The sequence below is a fragment of the Serratia sp. CY44782 genome, from assembly GCF_052168715.1.
GTDB lineage: Bacteria > Pseudomonadota > Gammaproteobacteria > Enterobacterales > Enterobacteriaceae > Serratia > Serratia nevei.
The window spans coordinates 41,624-67,188 of record NZ_JBJNME010000013.1 but is presented as its reverse complement, the minus strand read 5'-3'; the positions used below and the strand labels follow the sequence as shown (position 1 = coordinate 67,188).

At 46.8% G+C, this 25,565-nt stretch carries 28 protein-coding genes; 12 read left to right on the top strand and 16 right to left on the bottom strand.

The window, feature by feature from the left end; genetic code table 11:
- Window positions 1–1,101 (top strand): glycosyltransferase, encoded by a 1,101-nt coding sequence (locus ACJ8HT_RS22395; RefSeq protein WP_197653438.1) that lies wholly within the window; start codon window positions 1–3, stop codon window positions 1,099–1,101.
- Between the two features lie 44 nt (window positions 1,102–1,145).
- Here ACJ8HT_RS22395 and ACJ8HT_RS22390 read toward each other — a convergent pair whose 3' ends face one another.
- Complete coding sequence (locus ACJ8HT_RS22390; protein WP_049201837.1) at window positions 1,146–2,159, bottom strand: glycosyltransferase family 9 protein; 1,014 nt, start codon at window positions 2,157–2,159, stop codon at window positions 1,146–1,148.
- A gap of 125 nt (window positions 2,160–2,284) precedes the next feature.
- On the opposite strand from ACJ8HT_RS22390, the gene waaA reads away from it, so the two are divergent.
- The 3 genes from waaA to coaD are packed head-to-tail and all read left to right on the top strand — an operon-like array spanning window position 2,285 to window position 4,825.
- Window positions 2,285–3,562 carry a lipid IV(A) 3-deoxy-D-manno-octulosonic acid transferase gene (gene waaA / locus ACJ8HT_RS22385; RefSeq protein ID WP_025304695.1) on the top strand — a complete coding sequence of 426 codons (1,278 nt, stop codon included), beginning with the start codon at window positions 2,285–2,287 and terminating at the stop codon, window positions 3,560–3,562.
- On the top strand, window positions 3,563–4,336 hold the full coding sequence (locus ACJ8HT_RS22380; protein ID WP_038872579.1) for a glycosyltransferase family 2 protein: 774 nt from the start codon (window positions 3,563–3,565) through the stop codon (window positions 4,334–4,336).
- A gap of 3 nt (window positions 4,337–4,339) precedes the next feature.
- Entirely contained in the window at window positions 4,340–4,825 is a 486-nt protein-coding gene (gene coaD, locus ACJ8HT_RS22375) for a pantetheine-phosphate adenylyltransferase (protein ID WP_004931181.1), read from the top strand.
- A 3-nt stretch (window positions 4,826–4,828) separates the two neighbouring features.
- Here coaD and mutM read toward each other — a convergent pair whose 3' ends face one another.
- From mutM to radC, 4 genes are all read right to left on the bottom strand, one after another.
- Window positions 4,829–5,644 (bottom strand): bifunctional DNA-formamidopyrimidine glycosylase/DNA-(apurinic or apyrimidinic site) lyase, encoded by an 816-nt coding sequence (gene mutM, locus ACJ8HT_RS22370; RefSeq protein ID WP_197653437.1) that lies wholly within the window; start codon window positions 5,642–5,644, stop codon window positions 4,829–4,831.
- Window positions 5,645–5,725: 81 nt separating this feature from the next.
- Entirely contained in the window at window positions 5,726–5,893 is a 168-nt protein-coding gene (rpmG, locus tag ACJ8HT_RS22365) for a 50S ribosomal protein L33 (protein ID WP_002442576.1), read from the bottom strand.
- A gap of 11 nt (window positions 5,894–5,904) precedes the next feature.
- Entirely contained in the window at window positions 5,905–6,141 is a 237-nt protein-coding gene (gene rpmB, locus ACJ8HT_RS22360; RefSeq protein ID WP_004931195.1) for a 50S ribosomal protein L28, read from the bottom strand.
- 262 nt (window positions 6,142–6,403) lie between these two features.
- The gene (gene radC / locus ACJ8HT_RS22355) at window positions 6,404–7,087 is read right to left on the bottom strand and encodes a RadC family protein (RefSeq protein WP_194572577.1); all 684 of its coding nucleotides are present in this window, start codon (window positions 7,085–7,087) and stop codon (window positions 6,404–6,406) included.
- 183 nt (window positions 7,088–7,270) lie between these two features.
- Between radC and coaBC the strand changes: the two genes are divergently transcribed.
- The 3 genes from coaBC (at window position 7,271) to slmA (ending at window position 9,772) form a co-directional block, all read left to right on the top strand.
- Complete coding sequence (gene coaBC / locus ACJ8HT_RS22350) at window positions 7,271–8,488, top strand: bifunctional phosphopantothenoylcysteine decarboxylase/phosphopantothenate--cysteine ligase CoaBC (RefSeq protein ID WP_049201884.1); 1,218 nt, start codon at window positions 7,271–7,273, stop codon at window positions 8,486–8,488.
- Window positions 8,466–8,924: a dUTP diphosphatase gene (gene dut, locus ACJ8HT_RS22345; RefSeq protein ID WP_016929680.1), complete on the top strand. Its 459-nt coding sequence runs from the start codon at window positions 8,466–8,468 to the stop codon at window positions 8,922–8,924. Before coaBC ends, dut begins: the two co-directional genes overlap by 23 nt.
- 251 nt (window positions 8,925–9,175) lie before the next feature.
- The gene (gene slmA, locus ACJ8HT_RS22340; protein WP_004931203.1) at window positions 9,176–9,772 is read left to right on the top strand and encodes a nucleoid occlusion factor SlmA; all 597 of its coding nucleotides are present in this window, start codon (window positions 9,176–9,178) and stop codon (window positions 9,770–9,772) included.
- 31 nt (window positions 9,773–9,803) lie between these two features.
- Here the strand turns inward: slmA and pyrE are convergent, their stop codons facing one another.
- A complete protein-coding gene (gene pyrE, locus ACJ8HT_RS22335; protein ID WP_004931204.1) occupies window positions 9,804–10,445 on the bottom strand; it encodes an orotate phosphoribosyltransferase in 642 nt (213 codons plus the stop codon).
- A 96-nt stretch (window positions 10,446–10,541) separates the two neighbouring features.
- Window positions 10,542–11,258, bottom strand: a complete 717-nt coding sequence (gene rph, locus ACJ8HT_RS22330) for a ribonuclease PH (protein ID WP_025160305.1) — start codon at window positions 11,256–11,258, stop codon at window positions 10,542–10,544.
- A gap of 126 nt (window positions 11,259–11,384) precedes the next feature.
- Between rph and ACJ8HT_RS22325 the strand changes: the two genes are divergently transcribed.
- The gene (locus ACJ8HT_RS22325) at window positions 11,385–12,248 is read left to right on the top strand and encodes a YicC/YloC family endoribonuclease (protein WP_015379441.1); all 864 of its coding nucleotides are present in this window, start codon (window positions 11,385–11,387) and stop codon (window positions 12,246–12,248) included.
- Between the two features lie 202 nt (window positions 12,249–12,450).
- Entirely contained in the window at window positions 12,451–13,686 is a 1,236-nt protein-coding gene (locus ACJ8HT_RS22320) for a tyrosine-type recombinase/integrase (protein ID WP_063925769.1), read from the top strand.
- Here ACJ8HT_RS22320 and ACJ8HT_RS22315 read toward each other — a convergent pair.
- From ACJ8HT_RS22315 to ACJ8HT_RS22295, 5 genes are all read right to left on the bottom strand, one after another.
- Window positions 13,672–14,928 (bottom strand): 5-methylcytosine restriction system specificity protein McrC, encoded by a 1,257-nt coding sequence (locus ACJ8HT_RS22315; RefSeq protein ID WP_080472784.1) that lies wholly within the window; start codon window positions 14,926–14,928, stop codon window positions 13,672–13,674. The genes ACJ8HT_RS22320 and ACJ8HT_RS22315 overlap by 15 nt on opposite strands.
- A 19-nt stretch (window positions 14,929–14,947) precedes the next feature.
- Window positions 14,948–16,483, bottom strand: a complete 1,536-nt coding sequence (locus ACJ8HT_RS22310; RefSeq protein WP_063925771.1) for an McrB family protein — start codon at window positions 16,481–16,483, stop codon at window positions 14,948–14,950.
- A 9-nt stretch (window positions 16,484–16,492) separates the two neighbouring features.
- Window positions 16,493–17,494, bottom strand: a complete 1,002-nt coding sequence (locus tag ACJ8HT_RS22305) for a DNA-methyltransferase (protein ID WP_063925772.1) — start codon at window positions 17,492–17,494, stop codon at window positions 16,493–16,495.
- 76 nt (window positions 17,495–17,570) lie between these two features.
- Window positions 17,571–18,248 carry a hypothetical protein gene (locus ACJ8HT_RS22300; RefSeq protein ID WP_154820340.1) on the bottom strand — a complete coding sequence of 226 codons (678 nt, stop codon included), beginning with the start codon at window positions 18,246–18,248 and terminating at the stop codon, window positions 17,571–17,573.
- Between the two features lie 58 nt (window positions 18,249–18,306).
- Window positions 18,307–18,573, bottom strand: coding sequence for a hypothetical protein (locus ACJ8HT_RS22295; RefSeq protein ID WP_063925773.1), 267 nt, complete (start codon window positions 18,571–18,573; stop codon window positions 18,307–18,309).
- A gap of 273 nt (window positions 18,574–18,846) precedes the next feature.
- Here ACJ8HT_RS22295 and ACJ8HT_RS22290 point away from each other — a divergent pair, with 273 nt between their 5' ends.
- From ACJ8HT_RS22290 to ACJ8HT_RS22280, 3 genes are all read left to right on the top strand, one after another.
- Window positions 18,847–19,224, top strand: coding sequence for a hypothetical protein (locus ACJ8HT_RS22290; protein ID WP_063925774.1), 378 nt, complete (start codon window positions 18,847–18,849; stop codon window positions 19,222–19,224).
- Window positions 19,225–19,229: 5 nt separating this feature from the next.
- A complete protein-coding gene (locus ACJ8HT_RS22285; protein ID WP_063925775.1) occupies window positions 19,230–20,420 on the top strand; it encodes a relaxase/mobilization nuclease domain-containing protein in 1,191 nt (396 codons plus the stop codon).
- A 239-nt stretch (window positions 20,421–20,659) separates the two neighbouring features.
- Window positions 20,660–21,238, top strand: a complete 579-nt coding sequence (locus ACJ8HT_RS22280) for a DUF4755 domain-containing protein (RefSeq protein ID WP_063925776.1) — start codon at window positions 20,660–20,662, stop codon at window positions 21,236–21,238.
- A 465-nt stretch (window positions 21,239–21,703) separates the two neighbouring features.
- Here ACJ8HT_RS22280 and ACJ8HT_RS22275 read toward each other — a convergent pair whose 3' ends face one another.
- From ACJ8HT_RS22275 to ACJ8HT_RS22260, 4 genes are all read right to left on the bottom strand, one after another.
- Window positions 21,704–22,120 (bottom strand): hypothetical protein, encoded by a 417-nt coding sequence (locus ACJ8HT_RS22275; protein WP_063925777.1) that lies wholly within the window; start codon window positions 22,118–22,120, stop codon window positions 21,704–21,706.
- A 97-nt stretch (window positions 22,121–22,217) separates the two neighbouring features.
- Window positions 22,218–22,622, bottom strand: a complete 405-nt coding sequence (locus tag ACJ8HT_RS22270) for a hypothetical protein (RefSeq protein ID WP_028014140.1) — start codon at window positions 22,620–22,622, stop codon at window positions 22,218–22,220.
- Entirely contained in the window at window positions 22,623–24,254 is a 1,632-nt protein-coding gene (locus ACJ8HT_RS22265) for a hypothetical protein (protein WP_063925778.1), read from the bottom strand. It abuts the gene before it with no gap.
- A complete protein-coding gene (locus ACJ8HT_RS22260) occupies window positions 24,251–25,564 on the bottom strand; it encodes a site-specific integrase (protein WP_063925779.1) in 1,314 nt (437 codons plus the stop codon). Before ACJ8HT_RS22260 ends, ACJ8HT_RS22265 begins: the two co-directional genes overlap by 4 nt.
- Between the last annotated feature and the right edge of the window lies 1 nt (window position 25,565).

Genomic DNA, 25,565 nt, shown 5'->3' with positions numbered 1-25,565 from the left:
ATGCGTATTCTGATGATCATCGACGGCCTGCCGGGAGGCGGCGCGGAAAAAGTGGTGCTGACCCTGTGCCAGGGTATGCAGCAACAGGGGCATGATGTCTGTCTGATCTCGTTGCGCGACGTCTGCAATTACCCTATCCCGTCAGGCATTGATTATCAGGTGGTGGCCGATCGCAGCCGCGCTCCCTGGCGCAAGCTGACCGAGCTGTCGCGCCGCGCCGCCGCGCTGGATCGGGCAATAGCCGAACACGAACGCCAACACGGCGCGTTCGATCTGGTGTTCTCCAACCTGCATAAAACCGATCGCATCGTCAGCCGCAGCAAGCGGTTGGCCGCGGATCGCCTGTGGTTCTGCATTCACGGCATTCTCTCCACCTCCTACCTCGGCCACCGCAAGGGTCTGGACCGCTGGCTGAAGCAACGCAAAATCGCCAACGTTTACCAGGGGAGAAATATCGTCGCCGTTTCACAGGCGGTCGGCGACGATCTGCAGCAGAATTTACCTATCCGCCCACGCCGGCTGGCAGTGATCAACAATCCGTTCGATATCGACGCCATTCAGCAACAGGCGGCGGAACCTTGCGACCTTGCCGGCCAGGATTACCTGGTGCACGTCGGCCGCTTTCACACCGCCAAACGGCATGACCGTCTGCTGAAAGCCTATGCGCACTCGGGCATTCAGGCACCGCTGGCCTTGATCGGCACCGGGAATGATGCCAGAGTCGCCGAGGTCAAACGTCTGGCGACAGAGCTGGGCATCGCAGAGCGCGTGCTCTTCCTCGGTTTCCAGGCCAATCCTTACCCGTTTATTCGCCATGCCTCGCTGCTGGTGCTCAGCTCCGACAGCGAAGGGTTTGGTAACGTGCTGGTGGAATCGCTGCTGTGCGGCACGCCGGTGGTCAGCACTCGCTGCCCGGGCGGCCCTGCGGAAATTCTGGAAAAAGCCGGCATGGCTAACGCGCTGGCAGAATTAAACGAAGCATCGCTGGCAGAAAAAATGGCGGAAATTTACGCCAATCCGCCGCAGATAAATCAACAGCAATTGCTGAGCTATGGGCTGGAGCCTATTTGCCGTCAATATATTGAGCTGAAAGAAAAATAATAGAGAAATAAATAAGGCAGGGGGTAACTGCCTTATTTTCTTCGTTAGCTGAGCGCCTGCATTTTCTGCCAAACCTCATCGACAGAAACATCTTCACAGTGCCCCGACTCACTCTGCAAAATATGATGACGGCCGGTCCATGGATGCCAGGAGGCTTTATCGGTATCGCCAAAGAACACCACCATGTCCTTATTCAGCGCGGCAGCAAGATGCATCTGCCCACCGTCGCTGCACAGCACCCGGTCGCATAAATCGAACCCGCCCAACAGCTCGCGCACCGAGGCCGTCGGGTAAAGCGCGACGCGTTCGTTTTGGCACAGCGCCAACAGCTGTTCGGCGCGCTGCTGGTCGCCGATGTCGTCCGGCGCCAGCGTGCCCTGCGGCGACCAGAAGATCAGCACGCCAGTGTGGGGATCGGCAACCAGACGGTTGATGATTTCGGCATAGCGTTCAACCGGCCAACGCCTTTTCGGGCTGCGGCTGCTGATGTGCACGGCGCATACGCGTTCGACCGGCGGCAGACGCTCCTGTAGCCGTTGCGCCGCCAATTGCCGCTCTTCAGGCGTCAGAAACACCCGCACCGGCGGGATCGGAATGGATTGGTCGGTTATCGCCGATAAATAGCTGTAGGTATGTTCGACCTGATGTTGACCGTGGAAATCGTCCTTGCGGAACGGGCGATGGATATCTTTCGTGCCCAAATCGGCGCCGATGATATGGGTGGCGCCGGCCATTTTCGCTAAACGCAGGCTGTATTTGCAAGGCACCGGGTTGGCCAGAATGACCGCATCGAACTTTATTTTTCGCAGCTTCAGGAAGATCATCAGGCGTTCGAAATAAACGCCCAACGTCGTTTCATTTTTCGCCTTGTGCTTGGCCTTTTTATAGACGAAGACTTTCTCGAGATGAGGATTGTTTTTAACAACGTCCTGGCTGACTTTATTGATCAGCAGATAAACTTTAGCGTCCGGATAGGCAATTTTCACCCCTTCAATCAGAGGCGTGGTGCAAACAAGATCGCCGATGTTGTCGCGGCGAATAATTAAAATATTCTTCATTCCGAGCCTGTCGGCGAAATCGCTCGCCGGTTGTCTGAAACTGACACCCAAGGTTACCAAATTAGCGCCTTTCCCTTCCAGTTATGGTACTATTCCGAATAACCCATATAAATGAAATTGATAGAATGTTGCTGCGTTTATATCAGGTACTACTCTACCTCATCCAACCCCTGATCTGGCTCCGCTTACTGCTGCGCAGCCGCAAAGCTCCAGCCTACCGTAAACGCTGGGCGGAACGCTATGGCTTCTGCGCCGGGAAAGTCGTGCCAGGCGGCATCATGCTGCATTCCGTCTCCGTCGGCGAAACGCTGGCGGCCATCCCGTTGGTACGGGCACTGCGCCACCGTTACCCCGCTTTGCCGATAACTGTGACCACAATGACCCCAACAGGTTCAGAACGCGTCCAGTCCGCTTTCGGCAAAGACGTACATCATGTCTATCTGCCCTACGATCTGCCCGGTTCCATGAACCGCTTCCTCGACCAGGTGAATCCCAAGCTGGTGATCATCATGGAAACCGAGCTGTGGCCTAACCTGATTAACGCGCTGCATCAGCGGCAGATCCCCCTGGTGATCGCCAATGCGCGCCTGTCGGCCCGCTCCGCCGCCGGCTATAAGAAAATTGGCGGGTTCATGCGCGATATGCTGCGCCGCATTACGCTGATCGCCGCACAAAACCAGGAAGACGGCGATCGGTTTATCGAACTGGGCCTGAAGCGCTCGCAGCTGGCCGTAACCGGCAGCCTGAAGTTCGATATCTCCGTCACCCCGGAACTGGCCGCCCGCGCCGTTACGCTGCGTCGCCAATGGGCGCCGCGCCGCCCGGTGTGGATCGCTACCAGCACCCATGACGGTGAAGAAACCATCCTGCTGGAAGCGCATCGCAAACTGCTGGAAAAACACCCCGACCTGCTGCTGATCCTGGTGCCGCGTCATCCGGAACGCTTCCCGACCGCTAAAGAGCTGGTGCAGAAGGCCGGCTTCAGCTACACCCTGCGCAGCAGCGGCGAAATCCCGTCCGGCAGCACCCAGGTGGTGATCGGCGATACCATGGGCGAGCTGATGCTGCTGTACGGCATCGCCGATCTGGCCTTTGTCGGCGGCAGTCTGGTGGAACGCGGCGGGCACAACCCGCTGGAAGCCGCCGCGCACGCCATCCCGGTGCTGATGGGCCCGCATACCTTCAACTTCAAAGACATCTGCGCCAAGCTCTCGCAGGCCGAAGGCCTGATCACCGTGACCGACGTGGATTCGCTGGTGAAGGAAGTGGAAACCCTGCTGACCGACGAAGACTACCGGCGCTACTACGGCCGCCATGCAGTGGAGGTGTTGTATCAGAATCAGGGAGCGTTGCAGCGCCTGCTGCAGCTGCTGGAACCGCATCTTCCGCCCCGGAGTCACTGAATGAGCAGCCGCAAAAGCCTGTCGGTGGTGATGATCGCCAAAAACGAAGCCGGGCTGTTGCCGGACTGTCTGCGTTCGGTCGAGTGGGCCGATGAAATCATCGTGCTGGACTCCGGCAGCGAGGACGACAGCGTCGCCGTCGCCGAAGGCCTGGGCGCCAAAGTCTTCACGCACACCGACTGGCAAGGGTTCGGCAAGCAGCGTCAGCTGGCGCAAAGCTATGCCAGCCATGACTACGTTTTGATGATCGACGCCGACGAACGCGTCACGCCCGAGCTGCGGCAATCCATCGAGCGGGTGTTGAATGCGCCGGACGACGGCGCCGTCTACAGCTGTGCGCGGCGCAACCTGTTTCTAGGCCGCTTCATGCGCCACAGCGGCTGGTATCCCGACCGCGTCAACCGCCTGTACGCCAACCAACGCTATCGTTATAACGACGATCTGGTGCACGAATCGCTGAACATCGGCGGCGCCAAAGTGATCCCCCTCAGCGGCGATATGCTGCACCTGACCTGCCGCGACTTCTTCGCCTTCCAGCGCAAACAGCTGCGCTACGCCGAAGAGTGGGCCACGCAGCGCCACCGGGCCGGCAAGCGTTGCGGCTACCTGTCTATCCTGACCCATACGCTCGGCGCCTTCGTCAAAACCTGGCTGCTGCGTGCCGGCTTCCTGGATGGCAAACAGGGGTTGCTGTTAGCGGTGGTCAACGCGCAATATACCTTCAATAAATATGCCGCATTATGGGCATTGGGCCGCAACTACTCAGAGAAGTGAATCATGACCAGCAAAGCCATCTATCCCGGGACCTTCGATCCCATGACCAACGGCCACCTGGATTTAGTGACGCGCGCGTCACTGATGTTCGATCACGTGATTCTGGCCATCGCCGCCAGCCCGAGCAAAAAGCCGCTGTTCAGCCTGGATGAACGCGTGGCGTTGGCGACGCAGGTCACCTCGCATCTGGACAATGTGGAAGTGCTGGGCTTCAGCGAGCTGATGGCGCACTTTGCCGCTCACCAAAATGCCAATATCCTGGTGCGCGGCCTGCGTGCGGTGTCTGACTTTGAATACGAATTGCAGCTGGCGAACATGAACCGCCATTTGATGCCGACGCTGGAAAGCGTGTTCCTGATGCCTTCCGAAGAGTGGTCGTTCATCTCCTCCTCACTGGTGAAGGAGGTCGCCCGTCACGGCGGCGATATCGCGCCTTTCCTGCCTGACGTGGTCACCCAGGCACTGATGGCGAAGCTCGCCGCCGAGTGATGCTCAGCGCTGGCAGCGGCGGCAAAAGAAGGTGCTGCGCTGCCCGTGCTTGGCGGATTCGATCGGCGTGCCGCACGCGCGGCACGGTTCTCCCGCCCGCCCGTAAACCTGCAGCTCCTGTGCGAAATACCCCGGTTTGCCGTCCGACTGCAAAAAGTCGCGCAATGTCGTGCCGCCCTGCTCGATAGAGCGCTGCAATACCACCTTGATGGTCTTCACCAGCAGTTCCGCTTCGGCTTTGCTCAAGGATCCCGCCGGACGATCGGGCAAGATCCCGGCGCTGAACAGCGATTCGCTGGCGTAAATATTGCCGACCCCGACCACCAGCTTGTTATCCATCAGCCACGGTTTAATCAACGTGCGCTTATTGCGTGATTTTTCATACAGGTAGTCACCGTTGAACGCTTCGCTCAGCGGTTCCGGCCCCAGGTGCGCCAACACGCTGCTGGTCGCCAAATCTTCGCACCACAGCCAGGCGCCGAAACGGCGCGGATCGGTATAGCGCAGGATCATGCCGTTGCTGATCACCAGATCGACGTGGTCGTGTTTGCCGGCTTCATCTTCGTTTTCCTCGCGCAGCATGCGCAAGCTGCCCGACATGCCCAGGTGCACGATAATCCAACCGTTCTCCAGCTCGATCAGCAGGTATTTAGCCCGGCGCTGCACGCTGAGCACCGGCCGATCGCTCAGCGTCAGGATCTGCTCGGAAACCGGCCAGCGCAGGCGCGCGTTGCGCACCACCGCATACTGAATGCTGTGGCCGACAAGATAAGGCTCTATACCGCGTCTGCTCGTCTCAACTTCCGGTAATTCAGGCATCTGGCTTCCCCTCCGACGTTTTCTACCCTTTATAAAACAAAAAACCCGGCCAAGGCCGGGTTTTTCATTAATCCACTAAAATTATTTAATTTTAGCTTCTTTGTATACTACGTGCTGACGGACAACTGGATCGAATTTCTTCAGTTCCAATTTTTCCGGCTTAGTACGCTTGTTCTTCGTGGTGGTATAGAAGTGACCAGTACCAGCAGAAGAAACCAGCTTGATCTTCTCGCGAACACCTTTAGCCATGATTCAGTTCCTTAATACTTCTCACCACGGGCACGCAGATCGGCCAGAACCGTCTCAATACCCTTCTTATCGATAACACGCATACCTTTAGCAGATACACGCAGAGTTACAAAGCGCTTCTCAGCCTCAACCCAAAAACGGTGTGAGTGCAGGTTAGGCAGAAAACGGCGTTTGGTCGCGTTCATTGCGTGGGAACGGTTGTTACCGCTCACCGGGCGCTTGCCAGTAACTTGGCAGACTCGGGACATGTCTATTCTCCAAAAATCAAATCAGCTCGAGCTTCGTATAGGGTATGGCCGCCTCGTCAGGCTTTTAGAGCCCATCTCAGCAAACTTCATACTGAGGAGACTCTCGTCATCAGGTAGAAACCACACATCAGGTCAGAAACCTGCTGAGATAGGCTCTTGCGCCAAACCCAAGATTCTCAAAGGTGGCGTAGTATACGCTCTGAAGCGTAAGTGCTCAAGTCCCGAACAGCTAAAGATCCCACAAGGATCGCGAAAAAATCGCTTAAAGCCATCCGCGCTCGGCAAAAGAGACGCATTCACCCCGACCGATCACCAAATGATCAAGCACTCGGATCTCCAATAACTGACAGGCTTTCACCACCTGTTCCGTTATCAAACGGTCGGCATGACTGGGTTCAGCCTTACCCGAAGGGTGATTATGCGCGAGAATCAGCGCGGCGGCATTAGCCTTCAACGCTTCACGCACAATTTCTCTCGGGTAGACGACGACGCTGCTGATGGTACCAGCAAACATCTCCTGATGGCGAATAACCCGGTGCTGATTGTCTAAAAACAATACCAAAAAGACCTCTCGCTCACGGTGCGCCAGCAGGCTTTGCAGATAATGCTGGGTAACGCGCGGGTTGTGCATGGCGTTTTCCTGCGACAAATGGCTGGAAAAGAAGCGCAGCGCCAACTCGGCAATCGCCTGCAGCTGCGTATAGCTGGCGTCGCCCAGGCCTTTTTGGCTGCAAAAAGCCTGATGATCGGCCGACATCAGGTGATAAAGCGAGCCGAACCGGCGCAGCAGCTGCTCCGCCAGCTGCATCACGTGCACACCGGGCAGCCCGGTGCGCAAGAAAATGGCCAACAGTTCTGCGTCGGACAGCGCCGCCGCCCCCTGCATCAACAGCTTTTCACGCGGCGCCAGCGAGCCAGGCCAGCACGCCACAATCGGGTTGCTCATCGTGTTCCTCCCTGAAAGGGCTACAGCATGCCATGTGCTGCCCGGCGCGTTCGACAGGTGTTTGATAACATTGCGAAGTGTTTCGCAAAGCACAATGTAACGCCCTGCAGCCATTGCGGAATCGCTCACCTGAACGGCGGATATGCTAAAATGGCGCATCTTTCGGCTTTCAATCGGACAATGATGATGACGGGACTTTCCGGCAAACATATTGTGCTTGGCATCAGCGGCGGCATCGCCGCCTACAAATGCCCAGAGCTGGTGCGCCGCCTGCGCGACAGGGGCGCAGAAGTGCGCGTGGTGATGACCCACGCCGCCAAGGCGTTCATTACGCCACTGACGCTGCAGGCCGTTTCCGGCTACCCGGTGTCCGACGATCTGTTGGATCCCGCCGCCGAAGCCGCCATGGGCCACATCGAACTCGGCAAATGGGCGGATCTGGTGATTCTGGCGCCGGCGACCGCCGATCTGCTGGCGCGCGTCGCCGCCGGCATGGCCAACGATCTGTTGACCACCGTCTGCCTGGCGACCGACGCCCCTATCGCCGCCGCCCCGGCCATGAACCAGCAGATGTATCGCGCCGCCGCCACGCAGGCCAACCTGCAAACGCTGCAGGCGCGCGGCATGCTGCTCTGGGGGCCGGACAGCGGCAGCCAGGCCTGTGGCGACGTCGGCCCGGGCCGCATGCTGGATCCGCTGGACATCGTCGACCTGGCGAACGCGCATTTCTCCGCCCCGCAGGATCTGCAACATTTACAGGTTATGATCACCGCCGGCCCGACGCGTGAGGCGCTGGATCCGGTACGTTTCATCAGCAATCACAGCTCCGGCAAAATGGGCTTCGCCATTGCCCGCGCCGCCGCCGCCCGCGGCGCGCAGGTGACGCTGATCGCCGGACCGGTCAGCCTGCCGACGCCGCCATCGGTCACCCGAGTGGACGTCACCAGTGCGCTGGAGATGGAGCAGGCGGTGCAACAGCGCGCCGCGCAGCAGCAGATTTTCATCTCCTGCGCCGCCGTGGCCGACTACCGCCCCGAGCAGATCGCCGATGAAAAAATAAAAAAACAGGGTGATGAAATCGTCCTCAAGATGGTAAAAAACCCCGATATCGTCGCCGGCGTGGCGGCGATGACCAAAAATCGACCGTTTGTCGTGGGGTTTGCCGCCGAAACCCAGAATGTGGAAGAATACGCGCGGCAAAAACTGGCGCGTAAGAAGCTGGATTTGATTTGCGCTAACGATGTATCGCTTGCAGAGCACGGGTTCAACAGCGACACCAATGCCCTGCATCTTTTTTGGCAGGATGGAGAAAAGCGCCTGGCGCTGAGCGACAAGGCACTCCTTGGCCAACGTTTAATAGACGAGATAGTCAGCCGTTATGATGAAAAAAATCGACGTTAAGATCCTCGACCCGCGCATCGGTCAGGATTTCCCGCTACCGACCTACGCCACGCCGGGCTCCGCCGGTCTCGACCTGCGCGCCTGCCTGGACAGCGCGGTGGAGCTGGCGCCGGGTGAAACCACGCTGTTGCCTACCGGCCTCGCGATCCACATCGCCGACGCCGGCCTGGCGGCGGTGATCCTGCCGCGCTCCGGCCTGGGCCACAAGCACGGCGTCGTGCTGGGCAACCTGGTCGGCCTGATCGACTCCGATTATCAGGGCCAGCTGATGGTGTCCGTTTGGAACCGCGGCCAGAAACACTTCACCATCGAGCCGGGCGAACGTATCGCTCAGATGGTCTTCGTGCCGGTGGTGCAGGCCGAATTCAACCTGGTGGAAGAGTTCGACAGCAGCGAGCGTGGCGAAGGCGGCTTCGGCCACTCGGGGCGCCACTAAGCGCCACCCAATGCACGATGGCCGGCAGGGAAACGTCGCCTGAACCTTGCCTTTCCGGGGAGAAGGATGTCTCTGCGGCAAGGTTTTACCGCGACAATTGCAGCGCACACCAGGCAGCGCGGAAAAAGGCCGTTAAGGCCGCTGACCCCAGCATCGTAAAAAAGCTATCACATAAGCCGCACAGAGCCTGCTCTGCAGCGGCCGGTGCGCGGGTTTCCGTCAGTTAAGTTTTAGCAAGGGTCTAATCAGACATGGCAGAAAAAGAAAAGACGAAAAGGAATCGGCGCGAGGAAATATTGCAAGCGTTAGCCCAGATGCTGGAGTCCAGCGACGGCAGCCAACGCATCACCACCGCCAAGCTCGCCGCGAACGTGGGTGTTTCTGAAGCTGCGCTGTATCGGCATTTCCCCAGCAAGACACGGATGTTCGACAGCCTGATCGAGTTTATCGAAGACAGCCTGATCACCCGCATCAACCTGATCTTGCAGGACGAGAAAGAGACGTTTAATCGTCTGCGCCTGATTTTACTGCTGATTCTGGGCTTTGCGGAACGCAACCCGGGGCTGACGCGCATCATGACCGGCCACGCGCTGATGTTTGAACAGGATCGCCTGCAGGGCCGCATCAACCAGCTGTTCGAACGCATCGAGGCGCAGCTGCGCCAGGTGCTGAAAGAGCGTAAATTGCGCGAAGGCAAAGGCTTTATCGTCGATGAAACGCTGCTGGCGAGCCAGCTGCTGGCCTTCTGCGAAGGCATGTTGTCGCGCTATGTGCGTTCGGAATTCCGCTATCGCCCAACGCAGGAATTTGACGCCCGCTGGCCGCTGTTGGCGGCCCAGCTGCAATAAAGATAACGCCGGGCATGCCCGGCGTTTTTACTTACACCCCGTACTGCTCGCGGTAAGCGCGCACCGCCGCCAGGTGGTCCGCCATTTCCGGTTTCTCTTCCAGATAGGCGATCAGGTCCTTCAGCGTCACGATTGAAATCACCTTGCAGTGATAGTCGCGTTCCACTTCCTGAATGGCGGAGATATCCGCGCGGCCGCGTTCCTGACGGTCGAGGGAGATCAGCACGCCCGCCAGCGAAGCACCGCTGGCGCCGATGATTTCCATCGACTCTCGGATCGCGGTGCCGGCGGTGATCACATCGTCTACCAACATCACGCGCCCCTGCAGCGGGCTGCCTACCAGCGAACCGCCTTCGCCGTGGGTCTTGGCTTCCTTGCGGTTAAAGCAGTAAGGCACGTCGCGCTCATGGTGTTCCGCCAACGCCACCGCCGTAGTGGTGGCAATAGGAATACCTTTATAGGCCGGGCCAAACAGCAGGTCGAAATCGATGCCGGAGTCCATCAGGGCTTCGGCGTAGAAGCGCCCCAACAGCGCAAGATCGCGCCCGGTATTAAACAGGCCGGCATTGAAGAAATACGGGCTGGTGCGGCCGGACTTCAGGGTGAACTCGCCGAATTTCAATACCTGCTTGTTAAGCGCGAACTCGATAAACTGGCGCTGATAGGCTTTCATTACTGCTTCTCCTCGTCTGAATCTGCTTGGGTCTTGTCATTACTGCCGCCCGATCGTCGGGCATAAAAAAGGCGACTTCTCAGTCGCCTTAAAAAATCAGTCCGCCAGCGCCGCTTTCTGCGCCTGGAAGATGGTTTCGATGCCCCCTCGGGCCAGCGCCAATAGCGCCAACAGCTCATCGTGGCTGAACGGCTCGCCTTCGGCGGTACCCTGCACTTCAATCATGCGGCCATCTTCCATCATCACTACGTTCATGTCGGTTTCCGCCGCGGAATCCTCCACATACTCCAGATCGCACAGCGCTTCGCCATTGACGATGCCGACGGAAACCGCCGCCACCATGCCCTTCATCGGGTTGGCTTTCAGCTTGCCGTTGGCCACCAGCGTGTTCAGCGCATCGGCCAGCGCCACGCAGGCGCCGGAGATGGAGGCGGTGCGGGTACCGCCGTCGGCCTGCAGTACGTCGCAGTCGAGGGTGATGGTGAATTCACCGAGCTTTTTCAGATCCACCGCGGCGCGCAGCGAGCGCGCGATCAGGCGCTGGATCTCCAGCGTGCGGCCACCCTGCTTGCCTTTGGCGGCTTCACGGGCATTGCGGCTGTGGGTGGAGCGCGGCAGCATACCGTACTCGGCGGTGATCCAACCTTGCCCCTGGCCTTTCAGGAAGCGCGGAACGCCCTCTTCTACCGTGGCGGTGCACAAGACTTTGGTATCGCCAAACTCAACCAGCACTGAACCTTCAGCGTGTTTGGTATAGTGACGGGTCAGTGTCAGGGGGCGAACTTGCTGTGGTGCTCTGCCTGCAGGACGCATGGGCTCTCTCCGGCTTCAAATCAACTATTGGCTGCGCATTATACGGGCTTCGTGACGTAATGCCTATCCTGCCCGCAGCCGCGACGCTATAATCGCCCCATCTTTTCCTATTACGGGTACGCATCAATGATCCGCAGCATGACCGCCTACGCCCGGCGTGAAATCAAGGGTGAATGGGGCAGCGCAGCCTGGGAGCTGCGTTCCGTTAACCAGCGCTACTTAGAAACCTACATCCGCCTGCCGGAACAATTCCGCAGCCTGGAGCCGGTGATCCGTGAACGTATCCGTGGCCGCCTGACCCGCGGCAAAGTCGAATGCAACCTGCGTTTCGAACTGGATCCAAGCGCGCAAAGCTCGCTGATCCTGAACGAAAAACTGGCCAAACAGCTGGTTGAAGCCGCCAACTGGGTGAAAATGCAGAGCGACGAAGGGGAAATCAACCCGATCGACGTGCTGCGCTGGCCGGGCGTGATGTCCGCACAGGAGCAGGATCTGGACGCCATCAGCGCCGAGCTGATGCAGGCGCTGGACGGCGCGCTGGATGACTTCATCGTCGCACGCGAAAGCGAAGGCGCCGCGCTGAAAACGCTGATCGAACAACGCCTCGACGGCGTCAGCGCCGAAGTGGTCAAAGTGCGCGCCCAGATGCCGAACATCCTGCAATGGCAGCGCGAACGCCTGGTCAGCAAGCTGGAAGAGGCACAGGTACAGCTGGAAAACACCCGCCTGGAGCAGGAGCTGGTGCTGATGGCGCAGCGCATCGACGTCGCCGAAGAGCTGGACCGTCTGGAAGCGCACGTGAAAGAGACGCACAACATCCTGAAGAAGAAAGAAGCCGTCGGCCGCCGCCTCGACTTCATGATGCAGGAGTTCAACCGCGAATCGAACACCCTGGCCTCCAAGTCGATCAATGCCGACGTCACCGCTTCCGCCATCGAGCTGAAAGTGCTGATCGAGCAAATGCGCGAGCAGATCCAAAATATCGAGTAAATTCTTTCAAAGTCTACTCACATCCATAAGCCCATGTTAAATGGGCTTTTTTATTTAAATGATAGTCTATTAAAGACCACTAAAATCCATTAAAAACCACCACCAGGTGGGGAGTAAATGGGGGAGTGTTTTTGCTTTACTAGTCTCTTCTGGCAGTTTATAACCATATACCCCCCACAACGATTTTCATCAGGATAGGTATATGACCTCACTCACGGTCAGGACGGTTCAGGCTCTCATCAAAGCAGGAGAACCGGGGAAGTTTGGAGATGGGCGAGGCTTGTACCTGAAAGTCCCACAAAAAGGTGAGGCGTATTGGATGCTTCGATACACAATCGGCTCTAAGAGACGAGAACTCACACTTGGCAAGGTATCCCATCTATCTCTGTCTGAGGTACGTAGCCTCGCTGAGGATACTCGAAGAAAAGTTGCCACCGGAGATGATCCTATTGCTGAACGGAAACTCAATCGCCCTAAGCAACTCACGACTGTAGATGGATTGTTTGAAGACTGGCACAAAGACCTGGTTAAGCGGTTGAAGCATCCACAAATCCCAGAAAGGGTATACAGGAAAGATATCGCCCCTACTATTGGTCAACTTTCATTGACGAAGATAACCCCCATTGATGTCAGGTCAATTCTGCAAAAAATTACAGATAGCGGAAGACCAACTATTTCAAATGATGCCCTACTCTACATGAAGCAACTCTTCGACCATGCAATCAAGCTTGGATTATTGTTAAACAATCCAGCTTCTGCGTTTAAGGTCAATGATGCAGGTGGAATCGAAAAAAGCAGAGAAAGAGCATTGAGTCTGGAAGAAATTGGTCAGGTGTTTAAAGTTTTCAGAGAACACTCTGACAGCTTCTCTCGTGATAACTACCTTGCATGTGCCCTACTTCTACTGCTGGCAGTTCGAAAAAGTGAACTTACGGAAGCGCCTTGGTCAGAATTTGATCTTGATGAGAAAAAGTGGTCTTTACCAAAAGAAAGGAGTAAGTCAGGAGTGGGCATTGTGATTCCGCTACCACCACTGGCAATTGAAATGTTAAAAGAGCTAAAGGTCAGAGCTTTTGGTTCTGATTATGTCTTTCCTAACCGCAGATCCAGTAAGAATCTACATATGGGAAAAGACACGCTCAACAGAGCCATAGCGAAGCTATTCGGGGTAGAAACAGGTAAGAAGAAACAACCACCTAATGTAATGGGAAATATTGAATACTTCACTGTCCATGACTTACGAAGGACTTGCAGAAGTTTACTTGCATCACTGTCTGTCCCCCCACATGTCGCAGAAAGATGTCTGAACCACAAGTTGAAGGGTGTAGAAGGTATTTATGACAGATATGATTATTTTGATGAAAGAAAAGAAGCCTTGCAAAGACTTTCAGAAAGTTTATCAAAAAACCATTTGAACACTTCATTATTCCAACTTTAGAAGTGATTTTTTAATACTCTGATTCATTTGTTCTATCGATTTTTTAATATCACCTTTGAGACTAAACTTACAATGGTAAAATTTAATACCACTATTTATTGTACCAATAAATTCGAGGTCAGTATTTTCATCCATTGAAGGAGATATCCATAATGCCACGGATGTTTTGAGTGCTGTCGCATGACTAATTAATTGATAACGGTCAGACTCATCAATTTTAGGCTTATATTTTACCTCACCAAGCATGATAGGAACCTTCTCTTTTTTAAAAATCAAATCAGGTTTAACTGGAAACCTTTTATTATCAGAAAAGAGAATGCCTTGATGTTTTTTTTGGTTTCCATCAAAAACACGAACTCCAAACTTCATAAAATAACTCGAAATGCAATTCCTTATAAAGTTTTCAAAAACAACATCCATATTAAAGAGAAAAGAAGGCATTCTAGTTCCGTCTGGATTGAAAGAGAAACCTATTTTTTTATAACCTAAAAGAATTGCATAAGTAGTAAGAAGACCATCATAATGTTTTTTATTAACAGAGTCAGCCTGATTCAGCAACGTATGATAGTCTGGATTCATTTGACGCGGCTCAAGCACTTCCAATATACTCAGCGCTTCTAGAAGAATATTTTTCTCCTCTTCAACGTTATTAAGCAATCGTGATTTTTGAAGAAACGCCAAACAACTTTTCTTAATTGTTTGGTTTAAAACAATATCTCTTGAGAAAATGAATACATCTGAGGCTACAGTATAATGATTGCCTTTTAAAATATGTTTTTTTAAAGTTCGCCCGAAGTTTAAACTAGGCCTATAAACACCATCTTCTTCTTCTAATTTATATTTTCTTGTAAAAGAGCTATCTAAGATAGGTCTTAAGAAAAAACAAAAACTCTTTAAAAGCACTTTTAAAGGAACATCACTATCATTAACTTCATAGCTTCGCAGAAATGGTAATAATGAATCGCAAGATACATCTGAAATTCTGACCATTTCCCAAAGATTGACAATAGGGAACTTTGGTTTGATATTTATGATTATTTCGCTTGTTAAAGGCAATAGCCCTACAATGCCAAGAACCCGTAATTCAATGCCATTAATTGTATCTCTTAAATCTATTACGGATAACTTCCTGGCACTTTCAAAAATAAGTGAATTACCGAATTGATCGTAAAGCATTTCTTTAGGGAAACGTCTAGTCTCCCTTTCAAACAAATCTATTACCAATGTTTTAGAGTAATTCATATTATATCTCTAATTATTTTCACTCGAAATTGTCATCAGTTAATAGTTCAATTATTTTCTGTTTAGTCTCTTCATACTTGCTTCGATCATGCAATAATGCTCTTTTTAAGGGAAGAGATATTTTAGCTTTCCATATAGACATTAAATCTTCTTGAGACTTAACTTTCATAAATCCAGCATGACCAAAACCATTTGGGAAAGCATTATTTATCAAATTAAATACAAAAATAATTTTTCTTATTAACGAATCTTCTATCCCTTCATCTTGTAATTTTTTTTCAAGAGTGAGTTGATCCGGTTCAAAATTTATAACCCAAAACCGTCTCAAAAGAGCATCATCAAGCTCAGTAATGGAACGGTCATAGGGATTAGCTGTAGCTAATATAATTATATTTTCAGGTATAAAAACTTCTTTGCCAGAGAATGGCAAGGTGAAAATTTTATTCCTATAATCTCTTTCTATATACGTTAAAGCCTCACCAAATATTCTTTGGACATCACCTCGATTTAATTCATCTATAACGATGACATGAGGTTTATCATCACTCAACTTAGCCTTCTCACAAAACTCTAAAAAAAGTCTTGGTGCCAGTTCATAGGTAATATTCTGATTCACTTCAGAATATTTTGGTCTAAACCCTTCAACGAAGTCGTCATAACTTATAGCTGGGTGAAATTGAAGATATATTACATTTTCCTCACTGGCGATTTTATTGGCTATTTTTCGAGCATAGTGAGTTTTGCCAGTACCAGGGGGCCCTACAAATAAAAAATTCAAACTCTCCTGATTACGGATGGATGCCATAATTTCAGAGTATATACTGTCATCATCACCTATCTCAGGTTCTACTATTTCATCTTCAGCGATAGAATCACTTACTAAAGTCTCTTTGAATTTCGGAGCTAAATTTTCTAATAATATATTCGATGATTGTTTTTCATTATCTAATTCAGGCCAAGGTATATCACCAAAAACTCTAAATCTTTCATGGAAAGCCGGAGGAAAATTATCTATACCAAGCTCTTGATTTAAAAGAAGATTGAATAACAACTCCCACGAATCTATATTGTCTGGGAATCCTTTAAATGCAAATAACCATATGAGGAAATATTCAAACCTGAAACTATCTGGGACTTCATTCTCAAACCTTGGTTGGAACTGATCCGTTAGTTTAACAAGAGATTTTTCTCCTTCAATTAACCCCTGCAATCTCATCTCTCTATATCCACGAGATGAAAAAAGATTACCCCACATCTTAGTATCTTGCCGAATAACAAAATCCCCACTATAGGGGCCAGTTTTCCAACCAACAACGTCTTTAAAACGGGGGCGAAGGAGATTATTACCTCTTTTAGTTGGCGGAATATCCAATAAATTACCATTAAAATACCTGTCCAAAAAGTGATCCGTACCTAACTTCTTAGACATATCAACAACTTCTGTTGTATTCACTTCATTAGAAGCAAATACGAAAGCAGGCAAAAGCCAATTTCCATTGAACTGTTGGAGATGCTCTATCGCCTCGATAATTGATGAAATTTTGAAGTATTTCATGGTAATCCCTTATTTTTTATTTCCAGGCTTTCTAAAATTGGCTTTATTACCAGTCCAAGAATTCCATAAAGGTGATGGCTGTGAGACTCTTTGAATAATTTTATTAAACTCAATCCTTTGATGACCATCTGCCTCAAGGGATGTGTCAATAAAATCAATGTAGTCGGGACTCATATCGATACCAACAACATTGCGATCATTAGCTAAAGAAGTAAAAATGGTAGTACCACTACCTACGAATGGATCTAGCACATGCCCACCCACAGGACTACCGATCTCAATACATCTTCTTACTAATTCAGAGGGAAATGAGGCGTTGTGATTAGCTCGACGACTTCTTTCGATAGGGATATTCCATACATCTTCTTCAACAAGCATAGAACGATCGAAGCTATAAAAACGGCTTTTGGAAAACATGAAAACGAACTCATATTGTCTGTAAGGACGATCTCTTGCCGTAGGCTCGACAAATGCATTACAACGGTTCCAAATGATAGAACTTCGCAAAGTCCATCCACGGTTCTGCATAGCAAACGCAACTTTCCACGGGATACCGATTAAACTTTTTTTAGGTATATCCCAACCACTTTGGTCTACAGGTCTAACCTTCTGCCGTAAAAAATCTCTGGAGGCACACTTAGGATCGCGACCATGCGGCTGCCCATTGCCAGAATAATATGTATCACCAATATTAAGGAAAAATACGCCTTCTGGATGTAAAGTTCGCTTTACTTCATCGAATACCGTCATCAATTGTTCAATGTAAGCTTCAACGGATGCTTCGTGCCCTAATTGTCCTTCATAACCATAATCTCTTACCCAGAAATAAGGTGGAGAAGTAACGGCAACGTTGAATACGTTGTCTGGAAGTTTTTTCAGGCAAGAAGCGGAGTCGCCCTTTAGCAAGCCCGCCATGTGCATAGCGCCAGACTTAAAGCACATTTTATCTTCAGTCTGCTTATTGACAGCTTGGAAACTTGTGGCAAGATCCAGTTCTAAGTTTTTCTTCATGATATTCCTAAATTATATCTTCTAAAGATGCACCCTTTATAATACCACAAAAACAACCGAATTGGAACTTGTTATTTTATAACAGTTTCTTTGCTAATGCGTATTGAACTGGCTCAGGAGTCGATAAAACCATCTCTATTTTGTCTACTTGTTGTAAAGTAGTATCTACAACGTAAATATATCTCTTTTGCAATCCAAAAGAGTTCCAAGGAGCATTAGGGCTATTATTTAAAGAAGGTATTGGCTCTAATACAAAAAACATGTCGGATTTTCGGCTAGGACCATTTTTAGTAGTTTTGTAAGATTGAAATAGTGAACAACATACAAGTAGCACATAAGATATGTAGTCAAATTGCATTCCCTTATACGACCAAATATCTAATTGGTTAGCATTCTTTAAACAATTTTGCATATCATACCAATTAAAATTGAGTTGGGGAAATTCTTTTCTAATCTTAAAATAAATATTCCATAAGTTTTCTTTAGTCCAGTTCTTTGCGGCAACCCTCAAGGATGGATCTTTTGGAATATTTATCAAATTTGAGAATGGAATATTATTTTTATTTATCGATGGACAACTAGAACCAGGCTTATGGGCAAAATGCGCCCTTTTCTGAGCAGCTTTAGATTTCGTAGTTAAACGCTGATCGCAAATAATACAACATGGTATACTAAGATTGTGATCAAGCAGCCAAACCTCTATAGGAATCAGATTTTTTTGACTATCTCCTGATTTGTATGCTTTATTTGTCATAGTCCCTCCTTTGTAAGTTAAAAGAGTATGGACTATTGTTCAGGATATTTCAATACGTTCAAATAAGTAGTAGAGAATTTGATATATACAATTGAAAAGCACCACGGTTATTGTATTTTTCCCATATTAATGAAATGACTTTCATTGATGCATCATATTCAAGACCCAATATATACTGATGGAAGCTTTCCTCTCCATACGTAACTATAAACTCAGATATTTTATCAACATTCTTTTCAAAATAATCATCTAAGTTATCAATATTAAATTTCATATCATATATAGCTGATATAACTTGCCACTTTAATTGCTCTTTTTCTATCATAAGGATCATCTCATATTAAATTTAATCATTTAATACTTGTAATATCTATTTATGTCAAGTCTCCCACAGTTTAATCCATAAGCAAGGGCTAACTCATCGAAGCTACGCTTCTTTGAGTTCCCTTGTTTTTCGCCCTACGGTTGAAAAAGAAGATCCGGGTCAAATTCAAAATATTGACATATCACATTTTTGAAATATAAATGTACAGAGTGCCGCAACGGAATTGCTCACAATAAAAGTAATACAAAACCTAATATACGAAAAGGAGCTTCTATGAAAGAAACTATAGCATTACCATTCTGTAAGAAGAACAACAAAGTCCCAGCAAAATCATTGCGAATCCATTGTGTCAGCGCCCGATTCAACCATGAAGAACTACAGCTTCTCAACACGAAACGTGGTGATAAAAGCAAGGGTGAATGGCTCAGATTAGCTTCTCTTGATAAGCTTCCCGTAATGGTTCCACCAATAAATATAGAAGCCTGGAAATCATTAGCCGAAATATCTCAGAAGCTGAATAACCTAATATGCCATCTTGATACTAAAAGTAGCGGAGGTGAGCTTACCAAAACAGAAATCTTCGCTATAAAGCGTCAGATATCAGAGCTTCGCTCATGCCTCACAGCTTCTGATTTGCCAGGTGGTAAATAGTTTTCATGAAGGGAATGCAAAAAATCAAAAGAGGAAAAACCTTTAATGGGCTAATTTCTTATTTATTAAAACCTGCTTCGCACCACAAATCAGATCCGAGTGTGGTTGGTGGCAATGTGATAGAAAGCTTCGCAGAATCACTAAGTGCAGAGTTCAACGCTACGAAGCTCCTGCGCTCCGATGTCAGTAAACCTGTATGGCACAATTCTCTGCGTCTGCCTGCTTGTGAGAGTCTACCAATACAACGATGGAAGCTGTTAGCCGACGACTATATGAAGCGTATGGGCTTCTCTGAAACGCATCTACGAGCTTATGTCCTGCATGATGATAAAGATGGCCAACATATCCATATAGTTGCAAGTCGCATAGATGCAACATCTGGGAAGCTATACCTTGGTAAAAATGAGAACCTTATCAGCACCAGTATCATACAGCAGCTTGAACTCGACTATTCACTGACCAGAACAAAAGGGCCTGAGGCTAAAGCATGTCCATCTTCCGCTAAATCGAAACGTAAAAAATCACGTAATGAGACCATGCTGGAAGACAGAACAGGCGAGAAATGCCCAAAGACGATCATACAAGAAGCTATAGATACGCTCATTACTAACCAGATTTACGAAGAGGATTTTGTGCAGCAGCTTGCAGCTCAGAAGATAAAAGCAATCCCCCACAGGGCTTCAACCGGGAAAATGAACGGTTTCTCGTTTGAATACGCCAACATTTCATTCAAGGCTTCGCAGCTTGGAAAAAAGTATTCATGGAAAAACTTAGAGCCGTTCATCATCATTGATCCCCTTGCCGTAGATGACAGAAAAGCTTCCATTGCCTTCAATGCAACCAACCCAGAAGAAATTATCAGGATAGTGAAAGCTGATTCCGTAAGTTTTTTTGGTGGTATAGATGCAGAAAACACCCTGCTTCCTTTATCTGTCTTGCCTGTAGTAGATGATATCTACCAAGAGAAAGTTAAAACCACAGGTAAAAGCTATGTGGACGTAGCGATGCGATGGATAGAAACCATTCCTTTTATAGACACAATAGTCATCACCCTCAAAAAACTACGTAATCCATTGTTAAGGGCGTTTAAACAGCCTCCGAAGATTTTTTCTGCTTCACTACTTCATATAGAGCTGCCATGCCTTCCATCTGTTGAAAAATCCGTGAAAACGAACATTTTTAGACTGAAAATTTAGCATAAATCAACTTAAAAACCCCTATGCTGCTGATTTCATGACAAAATAATTGATCGTTAAAATCGATCGATAAATCTATCATGATAGTCATAGGCTATCAAAATGCAAAATATCGATCGGTACAAATGATTTGATAACTTTACAGCTTTGTACAAAATGTACGTTGAAGGAACTATCAGCTAATAGACTGATTTTACTAGCCTATTTTTATTATCGTTCTATCATACAGGAAAAACCGTATGAAATTCTTCATGATGAAGCGTGTAATGCTGGCGATTGCACTCCCTGTTATTGTTGCTTTTTTTGGGGGCGCTAAGGTCATGTCAGTTTATTGGGTTCCCCTGTTTTTTATCAGTGCGATGCTATGTGCAACAGCTTATGGCAAATATGTCGTCAGGAAAAACAATGATGCTACATTCAATTATCTGAATGAAAATAACGATGGGATCTATATTCATAAATTCAATGACAGCGAGATTAGGTTAGACAAAAATAAACAAGAAGTATTTCTTAAAAATAGCGCAGGAGCAAAAACCTATTCTTTTAATGATATCAAAGAATGGCGCTACAACATTACATACGGTGGTGAAGTTGCAGGTGCTGGTTTAAGTAGTATCAGAGAGAACGGTAAAACATTAGGTCAAAACATCGCTGATACAGGCCTCTTTATCCGTGTAAAAGACGCGCGTAAACCAGAATGGCATATCCGGTTCTATCCTCGTAATGATGCTTTCAATTCGAGTAATGGGTTAAATGATTTGAAGACGCAGCTCAACCAATGGATGGAGATCTTTGATCAGAATTTAAATGCTGCATAGAACACTTTTAATAAATGACTAAGCCTGTAAGCTGAATACAGGCTTTTCTCATTTTATAGTAATTAAATTTGACAACAGAAAAATGGTACGTCATAAGTTGAATAATATGGCTACCAGTGCTAGCTGGTAGCCATATACCAGCAACCCCTTAGTAAACCGGTTGGCTATACAAAAGGATGCTGATAAAAATCGCTATCCTTAGCAGGTTTGTGAGATTATTATTCATAATCCACCTCCTTCTTTATAATTGTTATTTTAAGGACCTGTGGTCCAAGTGTATAGTAGCAGCAAAAGCACCCTCATGGGTGCTTTTTTTGTTCATCTTAGGGTATGTAATTGAGAAGTGTGAAGAAATCCTGCTTTGCAGAGAACTTCTTGTTCATCTATCGATGATAGTCAAGCCACGTTTTTCGGTGGGGGATATACGACATAGCTTTCAGGTTGAAAATTCAAAAGTTAAAGATACTATTTATGCCCATGACTTTTATTATACTCAATGTCCCTTTTCCTCAAACTCATAGCCAACAGAGATCTATCATATTTTCTTTTTTCTGTGATAAAAACAGTTTCTGAATTAATTTTGTTCTTCATGATGAAGTGAATGAGTAATCCACACATTCTTCTTATTTTATCCGCATCGATTACTCTTTTTTCAACATTATTAATAAAGCAGTAATAAGAGGTAAGCATAAAAGATAAAACAACATCTCTATTAGCCAATTCTATATTATCAATGTCATTTTTAAACTTGATATAGAAACCTACACAGAAAAGGTAAGATTTGTCTATTATGTCTGATTCTGACAGTCCAGACTCTTCGAGCTTTTTAATGAAGCGTTCAAAGAGTATTAGAAAACGCTCCATGCTATTTAATTTCTCCATAATATGCATCCTTGCAATTTATTTGTGGTCATCCTGACAATTAAAGAAATATCATAATTATTAATCATGTCAATAGTTAAAACCTATCAGATTATATTTAAATATCTTTTACAGGTAAGGGTCTATTAAGCTCTTCAACCGTTATTTGCTTCAAATGAGAATTATAAAGCCATATCTTGAACTGCTCTAAATATCTGTTATTTAATGCTATCAAAGCTTCGTTTTCAGTTTCGAGTCTTTTTATTCTCTGACAAGCGATTTCTAAATTAGCAGGCTTAATAGAGCATTTTTCTTTAATACCAAACTTGAGAGTCTTCTTTTTTGAATTAAAACAATCCGAAATCTTGACATGACTACTTAAAGATTGTCTTGAAGGTCTCTTACCAATGATCTTTACTAACTTGTCGCATAAAGCATCCCAGGTTAGCTTCTCATCTTTATTCCAGTTATTTATAACATTTGTTATGTTTTTTTCATCATAACCAGTAATATGTTTAGCCATTTATTCTCCTTTTATAATTTTAGTTTGAAACTCATACCATTTTTCAGCATTGACATTCCCATCATTTTTATCATGATATGTTTTTTCAATAATTTTATTATGAATTACCAATAGTCGGTCATCATCCTTTCCAGAGTCTTGTATTGGATAATAACCACATAGGTCAAAAGCATATGAGTGCTTGCAGTAACCATGCTTAGTAACGAGCACAGCTCCATCATTCAAAGAATCGAAATCAGTTATGTCCATTATAGCTATTTCTTTTTTCCTATGGCTGTTACTTGCCTCGATTGTCTTTTTTTCTCTTATGAGCTTAGTCATTTGTAAGTGCGATCGGTGATCATAAGAAACATTTTGAGAAATAAGCTTACGCCCGGACCATCGAGCGATGCTAAACTCATCCATGCCATTAATTTGAGAAAAAGTATTCAACAGATGCCTTAATTGATGAGTTTTAATAGAATAGGGAATACCATCCTCATTGACATAGCCGTGTCTTTTGAACAGGTTTGTTGTGCCTTTAATACTTGCAATAGCATTAATATCCATTCTCAAAAACCCAGGCGTGGGTCTGAAAAAAGATGTAAAATCTTTTCTTGTCTTCTGACACAGTTGCCTGTCAAATAAAAGACATAAAGCATTTGAATATTTAATTCTTTTTTCCTCATCATACCAAGGAAAATTCTGAGGCTTTGTGGTAACGAGTGCATATTTGGATGACTCAGTGCCTTGGCCTTCCATTTTTCTTGAGGCAGACCTTGCATGGTTGGACAGTTTTTTTAATCGGGCTATCGCCTTTTGAGCTATAGGGATCATTACTGTAGGAATCCATTTGATATCCCCAGCATAACCCTTTGCTGAAAAAAATCTTAAACCATATCGTTCAATGCCTTTGTCATCTTTTTCAGTAATCTCACAATCCGCTGGAAGACTTAAAATTTCTGAAATTCTTCCTGGAGCACACATGAGTAGTGCAAGAACAGAAGTAGTGAAAATGTCCCTTGTAGACAATTGGCTTTCATCTTTTGAGAAAATCTCAGCAATAGCTATTACGGATTTTATGTCTGGTAGTTTTGAGTGTCCTTCGAGTGAAGGTTCATAACCTTTCCAGCTCTGAGTTATTTTATGTCTTAACGGATTTACCCAGAAAAAGTATGATGAGGTCGTCATTCTGTTTCCTGTTAAGAATGAACATAGTTTCTCAAGTTCTTTACCAATTCCAACTGCTTGTATTTTTGAATATTTGGCAGATGCTAACCTTGCACATTCATCAAATATGATATTATTGCACTTAATAATATTAGCTTCTCCGTATAATTTCAATAAAACAAACTCAATGATTTTCAACATTGACAAAGTATTATGGTTTGACTTTGACCTGTTAAACGAGTGAATATGAAACATATAAGCTTTAGCGAAATCAATGAAACTACCATCTAATCTATCTTTGCTATTTCGATTATTGTTCATGTCAAATTTATTGAATCTATAATATCTCTTCCATACATTGCTTTTCCATGAAATCGCTAACTTCGAGTTGAAAATATTACTCTTACAAAATTCAATAAACTCATCAACATTTGAACTAGGATTATTAGCATTGGCTGGCTCGAATAGTATGATATTGGTCATTGGGAACTCCAGGCTCTAAAGTTTTTACAAGTGAAACATTCAATTTGGTCATTTTTATCATTAAAAAATCCGAACGAATTTAAAATATATTCAGTAAAGAGCTTCTTGTTTTTTGACTGTTCTTCTCCAAGAAATATCTTTGATAGCGGTTCAAAAAAAGGATTAAGCATCTTGTCTATATCATGAACATTGTCTGGACAATTTTTTACGTATATCCCTGATGAGTTTATAGATTTATGGTCTAATGCTTTAGCTATTACTTCAACTGATGCACCTTCCTTTGCTAAACGAGTTCCCAGGGTATACCTAAATCGTCTTGCATTAATCCGTATAGGGCCGTTATTACTTGATGACCCCATGTTGAATTTAGTAGTCAAATTATTTAGTTTGTTTGAGATAGAAGAATTCTTCATATGTAAAAAATCAGTTGTCATGATGGTATCTAAACTTTGTCCAGTATCAATTAATACATATTGTTTAATGTCCATGAGTATAGGTAATTCATTTTTTAAATGACTAATATTCCTCTTGACCCTATCTTCGATATGTTTCTGGTTCAGATCAATCAAGGTTATAAGTTCCTCATACAGGCTATCGTCGATTCTCATTATGCTGAACTCACTTCTGAAGTTCTTCCTTTGTTTTACTTTCGGTATATTTAGAAAACAACCCTCTTCCGTTCTGATGAGATCTTTCGCTTTCAACGAAGTTAGCTGTGATGGCCTCCTTCCCGTTGTTGCTAATAGAATAACGTAGCAATACATAAACAGAGGGATTTTATCTTCTTTCAACAATTTTCTGATACTTTCAAGTATGATTTTCAGCTCTTCTTCCGTTAGTGGTCCACTATTCGGATCTCTTCGTTTAACGGCTTCCCCTGTTAAATTAGGTTTAATGGTTATTTTTTCCAGCATTCTCAGAGCTGAGTTATCTACTCCTTCATAACCGAGTTTTTTCCATTTATTAAGAAAGTTCTTTATTGAATTTAGCTTATAGTTTTTCTCAGGGCCTAAGCTAACATTAAATTGATAAACCGCTTTGGAATTAATCATTTCAAGATCCATTAATCTTAGCCATTGGCTAAAGATGTGATTTATATTCTTTATGTAGCCTGCACTATATTCAGACGAAAAATATGCCAAGGTATTAAGATAACCAACACGCATCGACTCTGGCATTTTATCGGCAACCTTATGTGGGCAAACACAATTATTTATATCTAATTGCCATTTATTATCTGAAATCCTGAACCTATACCCCTTCATCATTGCAAAAACTACATTCTCTTTTTTTAAAGTGCTTGTTTTCATT